Here is a 16215-nt window from a genome sequence, read left to right as displayed (position 1 = left end):
GCATGACCGATGTGATCGACCAGGCCGCCGGTGTCGTCGCCGAGCTCGTGCCCCCGCCAGTCCGCCGCCACCCGCTGCACGGCCGCAACACCGCGTTGCTGCGCGTCGCGATCGGCGCCACCAGCACGGCGATGGCGGTGGAAGTCGCCGAGTGGGCGTCCCTCTCCGAGCAGGAACGCCGTGGCGGCGTGCTCCGGCTCGGCGCACTCGCCGCCGCCATGTGGTGCCTGGTCAAAGCGCTGCGTTGTCGATGAACGCCTTGAAGTTGTCGATGTTGCGCTCAGCCTGCTCGCGCAACGACTTCTCGAGCACCTTCCGGCCGAGCTTCAGCAGACCTGAGAGCTCGATCTCGTTGGCGCACATCAGCTTGGTGCGTCCGTCCGCGAGCGCCGTGTAGCGGTTGGTGATCGTGTGGACCATTCCGCGCGTTTCGTAGCGGGAGGTCCGTTCGTCGGCGGTCGCGGCGAGGACGGTCTCTTCGAGCTTGAACCTGCGGTAGGTGAGGGTCGCCGTGGAGCCGGCCACGCCGGGCGTCTCGCTGTGCTGGGTGATGCTGACCAGGTCCGGCTGCCACTCGTGCAGGTGGGCCGGGTCGGCCGTGAGCACCCGCACCTGGTCGATCGGCTTGTCGAGCACGACTTCCTTGGTGAACCTCATCAGAGCTCCTCGACCCATTCCCCGGCGATCTGTTCTGCGAGTTGCTGCGCCGCCGCCAGGTCTTCCGGCGCCGATGCCGCGATCCAGTCGACGGCGCGTCCCTCCGGCAGCTCGTCGGCGAGGTACTTCTCCAGCGCGATGAGCCCGAGCTCCCAGCCGACGCCGGTGCCGGGGACGAACTCACCGGGCATGGGGGAGTGCGTCAACGTGAGGATCGTGGACTCGCCGTCCGCTTCGAGGCGCACGAGCACGTCGGTGTTCATCTCACCGATTTCCCAGGTCAGGCCGATTTCGCTGGGCCGGTCGCAGCGGACGATCTCGCCGCCCGCGTTGCCCTCCAGCTGGTAGCGCCCGCCTTCCCGCAGGTCGCCGGATATCGGCAGGAACCAGCGGACCAGGCGTTCCGGCGAGGTGATGGCGTCCCAGACGTCCTCCCGGTCCGCCTTGTAGTGCCGCCGGATGACGAGCTTCCCGTCCTCATAGCTGCGGTCCGTCACGGTCTGCCTCCTCCTGAAGCCGGCGCTCACGCTTCCCGCGCGCCAACTCGGTCGCGAGCGCGTCGAGGTGCGGTTCCCAGAACCGCCGGAAGTGGTCGAGCCACGCGTCGATCTCCTGCAGCGGGTCCGGCGCCACCGCGTACACCCGCCGGGCACCCTCCGGTCTGACCTGGACGAACCCGTTCGACCGCAACACCTTGAGGTGCTGCGAGACGGCGGACTGGGTGATCCCGAACTCGGCCTGCACCGCGGCGCCGACGTCACCGGCCGCCCGCTCACCCGTGGCGAGCAGCTCCAGGATCCTGCGGCGGACCGGGTCGCCGAGTACGTCGAACGCGTGCACAGCAGGCACTGTAGTAGCTACGACTAATATTAGCCAGGGCTAAAACAAGCTGTTCGAGGCGGGTATCTCGCATACCGAGACAACTCTCGTCAGCCCGTAGGATTGAGTACGTGCTGGTGATTCGCCGTGACCTGGTGGACGCGATGGTGGCCCACGCGCGCCGCGACCATCCCGACGAGGCGTGCGGGCAGATCGCGGGGCCCGAGGGCTCCGACCGCCCTGAGCGCATCATCGAGATGGAGAACGCGGAGCGGTCGCCGACGTTCTACCGGTTCGACGCCGCCGAGCAGCTCAAGGTGTACCGCGAGATGCAGGCCAACGACGAGGAAGCGGTGGTCATCTACCACTCGCACACCGCGACGGAGGCCTACCCGTCCCGCACGGACATCAAGTTCGCGAACGAGCCCCAGGCGCACTACGTGCTGGTCTCCACGCGTGATCCGATCGAGTACGAGCTGCGGTCGTACCGCATCGTCGACGGTGTCGTGACCGAGGAACCGGTCAAGATCATCGAGTCCTGAGTTACGTTTCCCCGGAGGTAGAACCATCATGGCCGTCACCGTGTCGATCCCGACCATCCTGCGCACCCACACCGGGGGCGAGAAGTCGGTGTCCGCCACCGGCGCGACGCTCGCCGAGGTCATCGACGACCTGGAGAACAACCACGGCGGCCTCAAGGCCCGCCTGGTCAAGGAAGGTGCGCTGCACCGCTTCGTCAACGTCTACGTCAACGACGAGGACGTGCGCTTCTCCGGTGGCCTCGAGGCCCAGGTGAAGGACGGCGACAACGTCACCATCCTCCCGGCTGTCGCAGGCGGCTGATCTCCCCATGGCCCGCTACGACTCGCTCCTGGACGCGCTCGGCGGGACACCGCTGGTGGGCCTGCCCCGCCTGTCTCCGTCGGAGAACGTGCGCATCTGGGCGAAGCTCGAGGACCGCAACCCGACCGGCTCGATCAAGGACCGGCCCGCGCTGGCCATGATCGAGGCGGCGGAGCGGGACGGCGTGCTGCGTCCCGGTGCGACGATCCTGGAGCCGACGTCCGGCAACACCGGCATCTCGCTGGCGATGGCCGCGAAGCTCAAGGGCTACGGCCTGGTGTGCGTGATGCCGGAGAACACCTCGACCGAGCGCCGCCAGCTGCTGCAGGCCTACGGCGCGCGGATCGTGTTCTCCCCGGCCGCCGGCGGGTCGAACCAGGCCGTCGCCACGGCCAAGGAGCTCGCCAAGCAGAACCCGGACTGGATCATGCTCTACCAGTACGGGAACCCGGCGAACGCCGAGGCGCACTTCCGCGGCACGGGGCCGGAGATCCTTGCCGATCTGCCGTCCATCACGCACTTCGTCGCCGGTCTCGGCACGACGGGCACGCTGGTCGGCGTCGGCCGGTACCTGCGCGAGGCCAAGCCGGACGTGCAGATCATCGCCGCCGAACCGCGGTACGGCGAGCTGGTCTACGGCCTGCGCAACCTGGACGAGGGCTTCGTGCCGGAGCTGTACGACGAGTCGGTGCTGACCGGGCGGTACTCGGTCGGTTCCTACGACGCGTTGCGCCGCACCCGGCAGCTGCTGGAGACCGAGGGCATCTTCGCCGGCATCTCGACGGGCGCGATCCTGCACGCCGCGCTCGCCGTCGCGCAGAAGGCCGAGGTCGCGGGGAAGTCCGCCGACATCGTGTTCATCGTCGCGGACGCGGGGTGGAAGTACCTGTCCACCGGTGCCTACGCCGGAACGCTGGACGAGGCGGCCGCCAAGCTCGACGGCCACCTCTGGGCCTAGAAACCCGTTACAGGGCGCCCTTCCACGCGAGATCTTCGCTCATAACTCATCCCCCAGATGTTGAGCCGACGAGTGATCTTAACTCGTCGGCTCGCGTCTTGAGCAGCGATCATCCGTTGAAGGCAACGCCAGGCAGGCCCGCGCCGACGCCGGGCAGCACGAGCACCGAGCCGTTCAGCTGCCGGTCCATCAGCGCCTGGTCCGACAGGCCGACGCGCGCCGACGTGACGTAGAGGTCGGTGAAGTCCTGGCCGCCGAAGCAGCACGCGGTCGGCTGGTCGACCGGCAGTGCGATCTCGCGGTCGAGCTCGCCTTGCGGGGTGTAGCGGCGCACGGCGTGCCCGCCCCACAACGCGACCCACACGCACCCGTCGGCGTCCACGGTGAGGCCGTCCGGCCAGCCCTCGGTGTGGCCGACGTGGGTGAGCGGGCGCCGGTTTTTCGGGGTTCCGGTGGCGTTGTCGAAGTCGAACACGTCGATCCGGCGCGTCGGGGTGTCGATGTAGTACATCAGCGTGCCGTCGGGGCTCCAGCCGACGCCGTTGCTGGTGTTCACCTTGTCCACCATGACCTTCGCGGCGCCCTCGCCGGTGATCCTGGCGAGCCAGCCCTCGTCGGCGGCCTGGTCGTAACGCATGGTGCCGGCCCACAGGCGGCCCGACGGGTCGACGCCCGCGTCGTTGCCGCGCACGCCGTCGCGGGCCCAGTAGACGAGCCAGGACTTGGTGCCGTCGCGGTCGATCAGCGCGATGCCGTCACGCAGGTTGCAGACGATGCCACCGTGGGAGCGCGGCTTGGCGGCGCCCACGTGCTGAGGGAGCGTGAGCACGGCGTCGTCGTCCCGTGCGGGGGCGTAGCGGTGGACCTCGGATGCCAGGATGTCCACCCACAGCAACGTAGAACTGCTGTGGTCCCACGTCGGCCCCTCGCCGAGCTGGGCCGATGTATGCACCGCTACTTCGATCGACACCTGATCAGCTTAGGTCCACGTACCCTGGGGAAGTGGACCGCACCGCGCTAGCGAAACGAGTCATTCCGCCGCACCCCGTGCTGTCGTTGCTCGTCGTGGCCGGGTTCGTCGGCTTCCTCTACGTGGTCGAGGCGTTCGACGTGGCGACCGGTGGCTCGCTGGAAGGCGACGGCGTGCGGCCGCGCGACTTCAGCGAGTGGGACAACCTGCTCTGGATGCCGTTGATCCACGGCGACTGGAGCCACCTCACCGGCAACGCGGTTCCGTTGCTGCTGCTCGGGTTCCTCGCGACCTCCGGTGGACTCAAGCAGTTCTTCCAGATCACCGCGGTCATCTGGCTGACGTCGGCGCTGGGCGTCTGGGTGTTCGGCAGCCCCGGCAGCCACATCGGCGCGTCCGGGCTGGTGTTCGGGTTCCTGGCGTTCCTGCTCGTGCGCGGCATCTTCGCGCGGTCGTGGCTGCAGTTGCTGATCGCGGTCGGCGTGTTCGCGTTGTACGGCGCTGCACTGTGGGGCGTGCTGCCCGGTCAGCCGGGTGTGTCGTGGGAAGGCCACCTGTTCGGCGCAATCGGTGGCGTTCTCGCTGCGTGGGGTGTGTCTCGTGACAACCGCCGCAAGACAACACCAGCTACATTCACGGCGTGACGATCGGGATCATGGATTCGGGCGTCGGAGGCCTCACGGTCGCCCGAGCGATCATGGACCAGCTGCCCGGCGAGTCGATCCACTACATCGGCGACACGGCTCATGGTCCATATGGGCCGCTGCCGATCGCGCAGGCGCGCAAGCACGCGCTGGAGATCTGCGACCGGTTGGTCGACGAGGGCGCGAAGATGCTCGTGATCGCGTGCAACACCGCGTCCGCCGCGTGCTTCCGCGACGCCCGTGAGCGCTACGACGTGCCGGTGGTCGAGGTGATCCTGCCGGCCGTGCGGCGTGCGGTTCGGACGACTCACAGCGGCCGCGTCGGCGTGATCGCCACGGTCGGCACCATCAACTCGCACGCGTACCAGGACGCGTTCCAGGCGGCGCGTGACGTGACTGTGACGGCGGCGGCGTGCCCCCGGTTCGTCGACTTCGTCGAGCGCGGCGTCACGTCCGGGCGGCAGGTGCTCGGGCTGGCGCAGGCGTACCTGGAGCCGTTGCAGCGCGCTGAGGTCGACACGGTGGTGCTGGGCTGCACGCACTACCCGTTGCTGACCGGCGTGATCCAGATCGTCATGGGCGAGGCCGTGACGCTGGTGTCGAGCGCCGAGGAGACGGTGAAGGACGTCGTGCGGCTGCTGACGGAGCGCGACGAGTTCGCCACCGACCCTGCCGTCCACCGGGTGACGTGCACTGGTCCGCCCGAGCGGTTCGCGAAGCTCGCGGCCAGGTTCCTGCCTACCTTTGAGCAATGGGGCTGACGTGCTGCTGACCGTGCTCGGCTGCTCCGGCAGCATTCCCGGACCCGGCGCGGCGGCGTCGGGTTACCTGCTGGAGGCCGACGGGTTCACGTTGGTGCTGGAGTTCGGCAACGGGGTGCTGTCGCGGTTCCAGCAGGAGCGTCCGCTGTTCTCGATGGACGCTCTGGTGCTCTCGCACCTGCATCCTGACCACTGCATCGACGTGTCTTCGCTATACGTGGCGCGGAAGTACCACCCGACGCCGCCTTCCAGCCCGTTGCCGGTCTACGCGCCCGCGGAGGCTCCGTCGCGGTTCGTCGCGGCCTACGCGCCGAACGAGGCAGAGCGGTCTTCGCTGGACTTCAGCGACGTGTTCTCGTTTCACGACTTGGGTTCGCGGATCCAAATCGGACCGTTCACTGTGGACTCTGCCGTGGTCGCGCATCCTTGCGAGGCTTACGGGTTCCGGATTTCGTGCGGTGGCGTGACGTTGGCCTACACAGGCGACAGCGGACCGTGCTCGTCGCTCGACACGCTGGCTTCCGGCGTGGATGTGCTGCTGAGCGAGGCGAGCTGGACGCACGCCCCCGACCGGCAGCCGGATCTGCACCTGTCCGGGCGCGAGGCAGGTGAGCTGGCCGCGCGGGCGGGGGCCGGGCGGCTGCTGATCACGCACGTGCCGCCGTGGACCTCCCGCGAGGACGTGCTGAAGGAGGCCCAGTCCGCGTTCGACGGGCCGTGTGAGCTGGTCGTCGAGGGCGGCCGGTACGAGCTGGGGAGTGCAGATGATCGAGCTTGAGAGAGTCGGCGAACACGAGTTCGTTGCTTCCAACGGACGTGGTGCCTCGGTGCGGATCGGCCGCAAGGGCCAGGAGGGCTCGTTCAGCCCGGTCGAGCTGCTGGTGGCGGCCGCGGCGGGCTGCGCGCTCGTGACGTCGGAAACGCTGGTCCTGCGTCGCACCGGCGGTGATCAGCTGTCGGCGGTCGCGGACGCGGTGCAGTCCGAGAGCGGCAACGAGGTGATCTCCATCCCGGTGACGCTCTCGTACGACCTGTCCGCGGTGGACGACCCGGAGGCGCTCGAAACCGTCGTCCGTCGCGCCGTGGAGCAGTTCTGCACGGTCACCCGGACGTTGAAGCAGTCGGCGACGGCGCCCCTTCAGCTGCCGATGCCGCTCCAGACCGCCGTCGACCCGCTGTGACCCGCGCGCACGGTCTGGTAGACGGTGCCGGCCGCGAGCAGGACCACCAGCACCGACACGACGACTGAGATCACCCGCCACGTCTTCGTGGTGGGTGCCTCGGCCGCGCGTTCCCGGTCCGCGAGCCTGCCCGCGACCAGCAGCGCGATGACCGCGACGCCGAAGCCGAGCGCGATGGGCAGCAGCGTGGTGCCGAGGTCGGCGTGCGTCTGGATTGCGGGATTGGGCCCGACCCGGCTCTCCAGTGCGGCCTTGAGGTCCTCACCGGCCTGCTTGGCCACCGGAACCGCCGCGACACCGGCCAGCGTGACCCCGAGCACGGGCCACGCGTACTTGCGCCGCCAGCCCGGGACCAGCGCGATCGCGACCGAGCTCAGCGCCGCGAGAGGCAACAGCACGACCACCGCGTGCACGAACAACGGGTGGAGCGGAATACCGTCGATCGTCAGCATGTCTCTCCCTACGCCATGGCGCTCTGCCGGGTTCATCCGATGTTCTTCGACGTCGCTAGGCTGTGGCGGGTGAGCGAGCACTCGAAGCGGGCGTTCAAGTACCGCGGGACTCGGCCGGGCGCTGGTTCGTGTCGCTGTTGTGCGAAGACCCGAGTGTGACACCGCTGCCCGTTACCGACTCGGTGGTGGGCATCGACTTCGGCCTCGATCACCTGCTCGTTCTCTCGACCGGGGAGAAGATCGGTAATCCCCAGCACGAGCAGCGCGACCGGACGGCGCTGGCGAAGGCGCAGCGGGCGTTGTGTCGCAAGCAGAAGGGCAGCACCAACCGGGCCAAGGCCCGCGTCGAGGTCGCCCGTGTGCATGCCCGGACGGCCGACCGGCGCACGGACTACCTGCGCAAGATCACTACTCGGCTCGTGCGTGAGAACCAAACGCTCGTGATCGAGGACCTGGCCGTGTCCAACATGGTCGGCAACCACCGCCTGGCCCGCGCGATCAGTGGTGCGGGCTGGCGGCAGTGCCGGCAGATGCTGGAGTACAAAGCGAGGTGGTACGGGCGGCAAGTGATCGCGGTCGATCGCTGGTTCCCGTCGTCCAAGCTGTGCTCGGCCTGCGGCGCGCTCGCGGAAACCATGCCGCTGCGCGTGCGGACCTGGACCTGTGCCTGCGGCGCAGCCCATGATCGGGACGTGAACGCGGCACGCAACATTCTGGCCGCCGGGTTGGCGGTGACAGTCTGTGGAGCCGGCGTAAGGCCTCAACGGAGTTCTCCGGGCGGGCAGTCGGTGACGAAGCAGACACCCCTGCGGCGCGAGCCGTAGGAATCCCCCTTGTTCGCGGCGGGGAGGAGGTCAATAGGGTAGGCCTCGTGGTGCGAAGCGACGGCCGAAACGACGACGTGTTGCGTGACATCCGGATCACGCGTGGATATCAGACCTGGCCCGCGGGCTCGGTCCTGATCGAGTTCGGGAACACCCGCGTGCTCTGCGCCGCGAGTGTCACCGAAGGCGTCCCCCGCTGGCGGCAGGGCTCCGGCCTGGGCTGGGTGACCTCCGAGTACGCGATGCTCCCGTCCGCGACGCACACGCGCAGCGACCGCGAGTCGGTGAAGGGCCGGATCGGCGGCCGCACGCACGAGATCTCGCGCCTGATCGGCCGGTCTCTGCGCGCCTGCATCGACCTGGCGGCGTTGGGCGAGAACACCATCGTCATCGACTGCGACGTCATCCAGGCCGACGGCGGCACCCGCACCGCGGCGATCACCGGCGCCTACGTGGCTTTGGCCGACGCCGTCACGTGGCTGGGCGCCGCGGGTAGGTTGGCCGACCCCTCGCCGCTGTCGTGCGCGGTGTCCGCCGTGTCCGTCGGTGTCGTGGACGGGCGCGTGCGGCTGGACCTGCCGTACGAGGAGGACTCGCGCGCGGAGGTCGACATGAACGTCGTCGCCACCGACGCCGGCACGTTGATCGAGGTGCAGGGCACCGGTGAGGGCGCCACCTTCGCGCGGTCCACTTTGGACCGCATGCTGGACGTGGCTCTGCTGGGTTGCGCCGAGCTGAACCGCATCCAGGCTGCGGCGCTTGCTGAGCCTTACCCCGGCGTGCTGCCGGAGCCGAAGGCGAGCCGGCGATGAAGGTGTTGCTGGCTTCGCGCAACGCGAAGAAGCTTCGCGAGCTGCAGCGCATCGTGGCCGCTGAGGGCCTGACGGGGATCTCCGTCCTGTCTTTGGCGGATGTGCCGTCGTTTCCCGAGGCGCCGGAGACCGCGCCGGACTTCGAGGGCAACGCGCTGGCCAAGGCTCGTGACGCCGCTGCCGCTACCGGGCTGGTGTCCGTTGCGGACGACTCCGGGCTGGCGGTCGATGAGCTGAACGGCATGCCTGGCGTGTTGTCGGCCCGTTGGTCTGGCAAGCACGGCGACGATGACGCCAACCTGGATCTGTTGCTGGGCCAGCTCGGCGACGTGCCGGACGAGCGCCGTGGTGCGGCGTTCGTGTCGGTCGTGGCGATGGTCGTGCCCGGTGGCGAAGAGGTCGTCGTGCGTGGCGAGTGGCGTGGGACGTTGCTGCGTGCGCGGCGCGGGACCAACGGCTTTGGTTACGACCCGATCTTCGTGCCTGAGGGGTACGAGATCACGTCGGCCGAGATGACCGCCGAGGAGAAGGACGCGGAGTCGCACCGCGGCCGCGCACTCAAGCTCTTGGTCCCCTACCTCCGCAAGCTGGCCTAGCCGTACCACTGGACCTTGACATCGGGGCCGAGCTCATCGACCCCGGTGTAGGTGGTGCTTCGACTCAGCCACAGCTGCAGTGGCGTCCCGCGCAGCGGCCTCACGTCGACCGGCTCGTTCCCCATGAGCTCGAGTTCCTTCAACCCGGGAACCGCTGGGATGACGCTCAGGTCGTCCCAGTTCCAGCACCCCAGCTTGTGCAGACGAGCCACGTCACCGATCGCCTCCGCGACGCTGTCCGTCGCAGCAGGGCTCAAAGTGAGGTTCTTGAGCGAACGTCCGCGAATGAAGCTGAGGTCGTGCCACGGTTCCCCCTGTATGAGCAGGAGCGAGTACGGGACATGCGGGAGCTGATCGGTGTTCGTGAACCGTCGAGCGTTAACCAGGAAGACGACCCGTGGCTCGGTCGACTTCAGCGGGCTCAGATCGACTTCCCCCCTGCCCGTCATGTTGACACTGAGGTACCGGAGCTGCTTCACCTCGGCGAGGAATCGCAGGTCGGGCGGCGCGACCGAGGAACTGAGGAGGATGTCGGTGCCGATCAGGCGGCGTAGCAGGGGAAGGTACGGGATCAGCCGAGTGGTCCTGATCCGCGCATGCCCGTCGATCAACGGTGCATCTGCCAGCAGCTCCTCCGCATAGCGCCGGGGATCGAACCTGGGCCACGCGTCGAGCAGTTCTTCCTGCACGGTCAGCCGCTTGTCTCCGGCATAGTCGGCCAGCAAGGCCATCGCTTCCGGCGAGCCCGTCAATGCGGCGCTGCGGACGGTTGCACTCGCGGCAGCGTCGGAAAGTCCGTCGAGGCTGGTCGGCAGATAGCGGAGCAGACGGTGCCCGATCGTCGCCAGCGAAGCGGTTTCCTTCTTGCCCCTGGGTGGGACCAACCGGTTCCGGATGATCGCGTCGACCCGCTCGTGCACCTCAGCGTCGACGTCCCGGACGGTCTCCAAACAGGCTGCGGCCAGCAGTCGCAGCCGGCGGGCGGTGCGCGGTTCGCGGTCGGCCCGGTCGAGCACCTCGGTGAGCAGCTCGTTGACCTGGGAACGCTGGCCGTGACCGCAGGCGAGCACCACGGTCTGGGTCCACGAGTCCTGATGGGCGTGGGCGACCAGGGTCTCGATCTGCCCGTCCTGCATGGCTTCTTCGCCTGCCAGGTACTCCTGGAACGTCCGGTGCACGAAATCGACCTGGCCGGGCACGGGTTCGCGGATGACGCCGCTGCGCTCCAGCAGGTGTGTGACGACGGTGCTGGGTTCCTCGTCCACGTTGGGCATCGAGCGGATCTTGCGGGTGACGTGCTCGTGCACCTTGGCGGTGGGCAGCTGGCTTCGTCCGCCCAGCGTGAGACGCCAGGCCAGATCTCGCAGCAGCACGGTCTTGTCCGAGGTGGTCAGGATTCTGGCGATGCCCCGTTCGGCGTCTCGGAGATCCAGCAGCATCGTGAGTGCTGCCGCATACAGCTCCATGCGGTGCTGTGGCAGTTCGGACGTCCGGCCGAGGTTGAGTGCACACAACATCGCGCACAACAACGGCGAAGAGGCCAACGCACGCAGATGTTCACGGCTGTCGAGCTGGCTGACCAACCGCCGCTGGGCTTCCTCCGGTGCCTCGGCGGCTTCGTGCCACCGCTGGAGGAACACCTTCACATCCGTCGGGCTCATCGGCTCCAGCAGGACGGAGGAGAACTCGAGCTCTGCCAGCCACTTTCCGTCAGCTGCGGCCGGGCGTGCCGTCACGACGATTCGTGCGGATGGGAAAGCAACGGCGAACTCCCGTAGCCACTCGCGGACACTGTGCCGTTTCGCCGGTGGCACCTCGTCGACGCCGTCCACCAGCAGCAGTCCTGCGCCTGCTTGCAGGACGCGATGGACCCAGCCGGCGGGCATGATCCCGGCCAGCCAGCCGGTGACGAAGTCCTCCGGCCTGGTGGGCAGCGGGGAGTCGGCGTAGCCGCGAAGCCGGATGGGGAACGGGATCAGCCCGTTCCAACCGCAGAGATCGCCCACGAATCCGCCACGCGCGGCCGTGACAGCCAGCCAGTCGAGCAGGGTCGTCTTGCCGGAGCCTGCCTCTCCGCGGACGAGAGTGCGGTCGGCAAGTGCGGACTCCACTCTCACCCCGGAATGCACGTGATGATCGTGCTCGCCGAACCACTCGCGTTGCCGCCGTTCCTGGCCTGAGACGGTCAGGCTCAGATAGGCGACGCTGAGCGCCAGGCGTGGTTTGTCCTTCATGGACAGACCGAGGAGTTCGAGACGGTCCAGGTTCGCGGCGATGTAGCGGAGGTACTCGTCGCGGAACTCGTCGTCGTTGTCGGTGCCTTGTGGGGCGTACAAAGACGTTCGGGGCAGCCGGGACAGGACGTCTTCGAGCAGGGCGGTCTGGGCGGTGGCTCGGGAGAGGACCTCGGCGAGAGCGCGCGGCTGGAACGACGGCAGGTGCCTGAGGATCTGCACGAGGTAGCGGCACGACTGGTCGAGCGCGATGTCGTAGCAGCGGCCCAGGTCGGCGCGTGGCAGCGAGCGGCGGACCCGTTGGGCCAGGACTTCCGGGTCGGCGTCGTCGGCTAACAGGGCCTCGTCGGACAGGTCGACGGACGACAGCGCCGCCTCCACCGCTCGCACGGAGGCGGCGACGTCGTCTTCGGGGAACCGTTCGAGGACGGCCTCCAACTGCTCGGTCACCTGGTGTCCGATGTGCTGGACGAGGGTGTCGAGCTTCGCTCGTTGGGTGGGCTTCGAGAGTTCCAACGCCGCCAGGTCGGCCAGCGACAGGGTTCGGGTGTCGGGCTCGGCGTGGCTCGCCAGCCATTCGGTGGCGGCGCGCATCGCCACCGACTGGCCTAGCTGGGAGACGGCAGCGATCTCGAAGTGCACCCAAACGAGGTTAGACGGTGGCGGCCTGCGCGTGGGACGCAACGGACACCACGCAGACGCCTGCGGCGATCAAGGCCATGCCGAGGAGCATCGCGAGGTTCAGCGGGTCTTCGAAGAGGACGCGGCTGGTGATGGCGACCAGGGCGATGCCGGCGCCTGCCCAGATCGCGTAGGTGATGGCCACCGGCAGACCCATTCGGATCACCACCGATTCCAGGTAGAGGGCGGTGAGGAAGCCCGCGCCCAAACCGATCACGGGCAGGGGTTTGGTGAAGCCGTCGGAGTACTTGAGACAAAGGGTTGCGAAAACTTCCGCGCCCACGGCGACGGTCAGCAGTATCCACTTGAGCATTGAATTTTCCCAGCACGAAATGCACGCAGCGCTTGGCGTGCGTGTTGATGGAGCGATGGACGTTTGGGCTTAAAAGCCCAGGTCAACCGCCGCGCGTGGGAAAGTGGACACGCAGAACGAAATCAGACGGGATGTCGGGGCCGCGAGGTGCCGTCAAGCGACACACGGTGTATCACCCTCACCGGAACAGGGGCGGCTTTGTTGCACGCCCTCCACCCGACCATACCTCAAGAAGGGGTCGCCGCCGCAAGCGAAACGGCGGCGACCTCGCCCTCGAACGAAAATCAGGCGGGGAGTTCGCGCAGCAGTTTCGCGACGTGGCCGGTGGCGCGGACGTTGTACATGGCCTTGACGATCTTGCCGTCCGGGCCGACCAGGAACGTCGAGCGGATGACGCCCTGGACGGTGCGGCCGTAGTTCTGCTTCTCGCCGAACGCGCCCCACTCCTGCAGGACCTTCTTGTCCGGGTCGCCGAGCAGCGGGAAGTTGAGGCCCTCCTCGGCGCGGAACTTGGCGAGCTTCTCCTGCTTGTCGGGCGAGATGCCGACGACCTCGTAGCCGGAGTCGGCGAGGGCGCCGAGGTTGTCGCGGAAGTCGCAGGCCTGCTTGGTGCAGCCCGGCGTGCTGGCGGCCGGGTAGAAGTACACGACCACGGACTTGCCGAGGTAGTCGGACAGGGACACCGGCTTGCCCTCGCTGTCGGGCAGCGTGAACGCGGGCGCGGTGTCTCCAGGTTCGAGACGACTGGTCATGACGGCCAGACTAGGCCTGGCCCTCGAACACGGTCGCCACGTCCTGGCCCTGTCCACCCGGCTGGACGGTCAGCTGCATCAGCACCGGCTGTTCGGACACGGCGAACGCCACCTGGAACTGGGTGTCGCGGCCCGGCGGGAGCTCCGCCACGGCGCCGGCCAGGCCGTTGAGGCCCTGCACCGAGTCGACCAGTTCGGGGACGGGGGAGTCGCCGACCGTGGCGCGCACGATCAGCTGGGAGGGGCGGTAGGACGCCTTGGAGCCGTTGTAGACGGTGATCGTGAAGACCGCGGTGCGCTTGGCCGGCGGGATGGCTGTTTCGGACGGGGCCAGCGAGCGGGGCGCGGACAGCACGACGGAGAGGCCGGAGGCCCACACGCGCTGGGTGCCGAACGCGGCGGCGCCGGACGCGCTGGGCGTCTCGGCTCGCTGTTCCACTGTCAGGTTCTCATCCGGGGTGATGGCGACACTGGGGCCCGCACATCCCGCCACGGCCAGCAGCAGGCACAGGCCCGCGGCCGATTTGGCGAACTTCACGAACTCCCCTTTCCCACCCCGGCGGTGGGTGTGAACGACTCCCGTCAACTGTGACGGTGCCGAAGGGGTGGCGGGGACCGAAAAGGGGCCTTGAGGCAGACCTGGTGCCGGGCCGTGGCCGTCTCGTGATGGGCGGCGTGGGCGGCGCCACACAGTGCGCCTGCCCCACGCCGTCCGCGGCGGCGGCCGCTTGATGAAGCTAGGGAGCGCGTCGGGGGGCGTGCGCGCTCACACCGATCATCGCCGACAGTGTGTCTGGCGCTACAAGCGGAGCCGTATATCACCCGTTCAGACCAGTGTCAGTCGTACGAAACGTGAAGGTCAGGCGTGACCGACTCACGTATGTGCGGCTGAACGGCCCAGCGAAGGCGTCCGTTCGGCCACCTCGCTGAGCAGTTCGAAGGAACGGAGGCGGTCTTCGTGGCCGTGCACGATGGTCGTCACCATGAGCTCGTCGGCGGCGGTCGACTCCATCAACTCGTCGAGCCCGGCGCGGACCGTTGAGGGGGACCCGATGATCTGGGTGGACATGCGGTCTTCGACCACCAGCTCGTCGATCTCGGTGTACGGGTAGTCCGCTGCCTCCTGCGGCGTCGCCAGCGGACCCGGCCGTCCCTGGCGCAGCCGCACGAACGACAGCGCGCCGGGACCGGCGATCCAGCGGGCGTGCTCGTCGGTGTCCGCGACGATCACCGAGGCGCACACCATCGCGTACGGCTCGGCGAGAACCTCCGACGGGCGGAAGTGCCGCCGGTACAGCTCCAGTGCCGGCAACGTGTTCTGCGCGCTGAAGTGATGGGCGAAGGCGAACGGCAGCCCCAGCAGACCCGCGGCCTGCGCGCTGTAGCCGGACGAGCCCAGCAGCCAGATCGGCGGCTTGTTGCCCGCGGCGGGCACGGCGTTGAGGTCGGCGGTGCCCTCGAAGTACTTGATGAGCTCGGTCAGCTCCTGCGGGAAGTTCTCCGCGGACAGCCCCGCCTCGGTGCGCCGCAACGCCCGTGCCGTCTTCTGGTCGGTGCCGGGCGCGCGGCCGATGCCGAGGTCGATGCGGCCGGGGTGCAGTGCTTCGAGCATGCCGAACTGCTCCGCGACCACCAACGGAGCGTGGTTGGGCAGCATCACGCCGCCGGAGCCGACGCGGATCGTCGACGTGGCGTCGGCGATGTGCCCGATCAGCACGGCGGGCGCGGACGACGCGATGCCCGGCATGTTGTGGTGCTCTGCGAACCAGTAGCGGTGGTAGCCGAGGCGTTCGGCCTGCTGAGCGAGTTCCCGCGAGTTCCGCAGCGCGGTCGTGGCGTCCGATCCCGACGTGATGGGAGCGAGGTCGAGAACGGACAGCGGGATCTCACTGAGACGGCTCATACATCGATCAACACCGATACTTGGTGACTTCTTCCGTGACGCGGGTAACTCGTTTCGCGGCCTCGGCGTAGCTCGTGCCCTCCGGGTGCAGCGTCAGCACGGCCACGACGCTGAACCCGCACGTCCCGGACGTGTGCATGGCCGGCGACTTCAGGTCGAGGTCGTAGGCGATGCGCGGGCGCGGCGTGTCCACGCACGGTTCGACCGGGTCGCCGAAGCCGGACCAGCCCTGCTTGAACGCGGGCCGCCAGGTCGCAGAGGGCAGCCCGAACGACTGGTCGAAGCCGTCCGACGCGCACTTCTCCGCCCGCTTCAGGTGGCCCATGATCGTCTTGCGGACCTCCGGCTTCGCCCGCTCCAGCAGGTACCGGTAGGTCTGCACGACGTCGTACGCGCTCACCGCCGTGTAGCCCCACATACCGCGCCGCTCCGGCGGGCGCGTGTCCTGCAGACCGAGACGTGCCGCGGTGCGCACGACGACCTGCTCCCAGCCGTTCTCGACCCACAGCTCACTCGCCGAGTAGTCGTCGCTCACGCGCAACATCGGCTCGATGCGCGGGTCGTCGCCGCGCGTCTCCAGCTGCTCGATCGCGATGAGGATCTTCACCAGCGACGCGGACCTGATCGGCTTGTGGACGTCTCGGCCTTTGATCGTGTGCGTGATGCGGTCGTAGACGGCGTACGAGGACGTGGTGGCGGGCACGGGAATCGGCGTGGCGGCCAGCGCCAGCGTCAGGAGGAGGTGCACGATCTTGGACGCTATCGGCTGCCAGTAGGAGTTGTCTGCTGATCCGTGTGTCACAGCTGGGACGTTT

At 68.4% G+C, this 16215-nt stretch carries 22 protein-coding genes; 11 read left to right on the top strand and 11 right to left on the bottom strand.

Going from position 1 to position 16215, the window contains the following annotated elements; all coding sequences use genetic code 11:
• Positions 1–2 precede the first annotated feature (2 nt).
• Complete coding sequence (locus DI276_RS19310; RefSeq protein WP_112265306.1) at positions 3–254, top strand: hypothetical protein; 252 nt, start codon at positions 3–5, stop codon at positions 252–254.
• Here DI276_RS19310 and DI276_RS19305 read toward each other — a convergent pair.
• Genes DI276_RS19305 through DI276_RS19295 form a run of 3 tightly spaced genes read right to left on the bottom strand, consistent with a single transcriptional unit; the run spans position 232 to position 1497 of the window.
• On the bottom strand, positions 232–657 hold the full coding sequence (locus tag DI276_RS19305; RefSeq protein WP_157984805.1) for an SRPBCC family protein: 426 nt from the start codon (positions 655–657) through the stop codon (positions 232–234). The two genes, DI276_RS19310 and DI276_RS19305, sit on opposite strands and share 23 nt — an antisense overlap.
• Positions 657–1154, bottom strand: coding sequence for an SRPBCC family protein (locus DI276_RS19300; RefSeq protein WP_198680752.1), 498 nt, complete (start codon positions 1152–1154; stop codon positions 657–659). Before DI276_RS19300 ends, DI276_RS19305 begins: the two co-directional genes overlap by 1 nt.
• Positions 1135–1497, bottom strand: coding sequence for an ArsR/SmtB family transcription factor (locus DI276_RS19295; protein WP_112265300.1), 363 nt, complete (start codon positions 1495–1497; stop codon positions 1135–1137). Before DI276_RS19295 ends, DI276_RS19300 begins: the two co-directional genes overlap by 20 nt.
• 110 nt (positions 1498–1607) lie before the next feature.
• On the opposite strand from DI276_RS19295, the gene DI276_RS19290 reads away from it, so the two are divergent.
• Genes DI276_RS19290 through DI276_RS19280 form a run of 3 tightly spaced genes read left to right on the top strand, consistent with a single transcriptional unit; the run spans position 1608 to position 3277 of the window.
• On the top strand, positions 1608–2018 hold the full coding sequence (locus DI276_RS19290) for a Mov34/MPN/PAD-1 family protein (RefSeq protein ID WP_045310223.1): 411 nt from the start codon (positions 1608–1610) through the stop codon (positions 2016–2018).
• A 28-nt stretch (positions 2019–2046) separates the two neighbouring features.
• On the top strand, positions 2047–2319 hold the full coding sequence (locus DI276_RS19285) for a MoaD/ThiS family protein (RefSeq protein WP_112265298.1): 273 nt from the start codon (positions 2047–2049) through the stop codon (positions 2317–2319).
• A gap of 7 nt (positions 2320–2326) precedes the next feature.
• Positions 2327–3277 (top strand): PLP-dependent cysteine synthase family protein, encoded by a 951-nt coding sequence (locus DI276_RS19280; protein WP_112265296.1) that lies wholly within the window; start codon positions 2327–2329, stop codon positions 3275–3277.
• Positions 3278–3386: 109 nt separating this feature from the next.
• On the opposite strand, the gene DI276_RS19275 is transcribed toward DI276_RS19280, so the two are convergent.
• The gene (locus DI276_RS19275; protein ID WP_112265294.1) at positions 3387–4247 is read right to left on the bottom strand and encodes an SMP-30/gluconolactonase/LRE family protein; all 861 of its coding nucleotides are present in this window, start codon (positions 4245–4247) and stop codon (positions 3387–3389) included.
• 32 nt (positions 4248–4279) lie between these two features.
• On the opposite strand from DI276_RS19275, the gene DI276_RS19270 reads away from it, so the two are divergent.
• The 4 genes from DI276_RS19270 to DI276_RS19255 are packed head-to-tail and all read left to right on the top strand — an operon-like array spanning position 4280 to position 6833.
• Positions 4280–4891 carry a rhomboid family intramembrane serine protease gene (locus DI276_RS19270; protein WP_232836762.1) on the top strand — a complete coding sequence of 204 codons (612 nt, stop codon included), beginning with the start codon at positions 4280–4282 and terminating at the stop codon, positions 4889–4891.
• A gap of 11 nt (positions 4892–4902) precedes the next feature.
• On the top strand, positions 4903–5652 hold the full coding sequence (gene murI, locus DI276_RS19265) for a glutamate racemase (protein ID WP_112265290.1): 750 nt from the start codon (positions 4903–4905) through the stop codon (positions 5650–5652).
• Position 5653: 1 nt separating this feature from the next.
• Positions 5654–6430: an MBL fold metallo-hydrolase gene (locus DI276_RS19260; protein WP_112265288.1), complete on the top strand. Its 777-nt coding sequence runs from the start codon at positions 5654–5656 to the stop codon at positions 6428–6430.
• Positions 6417–6833: an OsmC family protein gene (locus tag DI276_RS19255; RefSeq protein WP_112265744.1), complete on the top strand. Its 417-nt coding sequence runs from the start codon at positions 6417–6419 to the stop codon at positions 6831–6833. Before DI276_RS19260 ends, DI276_RS19255 begins: the two co-directional genes overlap by 14 nt.
• Here DI276_RS19255 and DI276_RS19250 read toward each other — a convergent pair.
• On the bottom strand, positions 6791–7285 hold the full coding sequence (locus DI276_RS19250) for a DUF2231 domain-containing protein (protein ID WP_232836761.1): 495 nt from the start codon (positions 7283–7285) through the stop codon (positions 6791–6793). The genes DI276_RS19255 and DI276_RS19250 overlap by 43 nt on opposite strands.
• Positions 7286–7347: 62 nt before the next feature.
• On the opposite strand from DI276_RS19250, the gene DI276_RS19245 reads away from it, so the two are divergent.
• Genes DI276_RS19245 through rdgB form a run of 3 tightly spaced genes read left to right on the top strand, consistent with a single transcriptional unit; the run spans position 7348 to position 9517 of the window.
• Complete coding sequence (locus DI276_RS19245) at positions 7348–8109, top strand: RNA-guided endonuclease InsQ/TnpB family protein (protein ID WP_332874702.1); 762 nt, start codon at positions 7348–7350, stop codon at positions 8107–8109.
• Between the two features lie 47 nt (positions 8110–8156).
• The gene (rph, locus tag DI276_RS19240) at positions 8157–8921 is read left to right on the top strand and encodes a ribonuclease PH (RefSeq protein WP_112265284.1); all 765 of its coding nucleotides are present in this window, start codon (positions 8157–8159) and stop codon (positions 8919–8921) included.
• Positions 8918–9517 carry an RdgB/HAM1 family non-canonical purine NTP pyrophosphatase gene (rdgB, locus tag DI276_RS19235; protein ID WP_112265282.1) on the top strand — a complete coding sequence of 200 codons (600 nt, stop codon included), beginning with the start codon at positions 8918–8920 and terminating at the stop codon, positions 9515–9517. The genes rph and rdgB overlap by 4 nt, the downstream gene beginning before the upstream one ends.
• Here rdgB and DI276_RS19230 read toward each other — a convergent pair.
• The 6 genes from DI276_RS19230 to DI276_RS19205 form a co-directional block, all read right to left on the bottom strand.
• A complete protein-coding gene (locus DI276_RS19230; RefSeq protein ID WP_112265280.1) occupies positions 9514–12393 on the bottom strand; it encodes an NACHT domain-containing protein in 2880 nt (959 codons plus the stop codon). The two genes, rdgB and DI276_RS19230, sit on opposite strands and share 4 nt — an antisense overlap.
• A gap of 10 nt (positions 12394–12403) precedes the next feature.
• Positions 12404–12745 carry a DMT family transporter gene (locus DI276_RS19225; protein ID WP_112265278.1) on the bottom strand — a complete coding sequence of 114 codons (342 nt, stop codon included), beginning with the start codon at positions 12743–12745 and terminating at the stop codon, positions 12404–12406.
• 284 nt (positions 12746–13029) lie between these two features.
• Positions 13030–13497: a thioredoxin-dependent thiol peroxidase gene (gene bcp / locus DI276_RS19220; RefSeq protein WP_112265276.1), complete on the bottom strand. Its 468-nt coding sequence runs from the start codon at positions 13495–13497 to the stop codon at positions 13030–13032.
• Positions 13498–13507: 10 nt separating this feature from the next.
• Positions 13508–14035, bottom strand: a complete 528-nt coding sequence (locus DI276_RS19215) for a hypothetical protein (RefSeq protein ID WP_112265274.1) — start codon at positions 14033–14035, stop codon at positions 13508–13510.
• Between the two features lie 336 nt (positions 14036–14371).
• On the bottom strand, positions 14372–15400 hold the full coding sequence (locus tag DI276_RS19210; RefSeq protein WP_112265272.1) for an LLM class flavin-dependent oxidoreductase: 1029 nt from the start codon (positions 15398–15400) through the stop codon (positions 14372–14374).
• 7 nt (positions 15401–15407) lie between these two features.
• On the bottom strand, positions 15408–16148 hold the full coding sequence (locus DI276_RS19205) for a hypothetical protein (protein ID WP_157984804.1): 741 nt from the start codon (positions 16146–16148) through the stop codon (positions 15408–15410).
• Positions 16149–16215: the final 67 nt, after the last annotated feature.

Origin of the sequence: Lentzea terrae, assembly GCF_003265345.1 — a bacterium.
Taxonomy (GTDB): Bacteria; Actinomycetota; Actinomycetes; order Mycobacteriales; family Pseudonocardiaceae; genus Lentzea; species Lentzea terrae.
The sequence above is the reverse complement of the archived record's forward strand: the minus strand, read 5'-3'. Positions and strand labels throughout refer to the sequence as shown.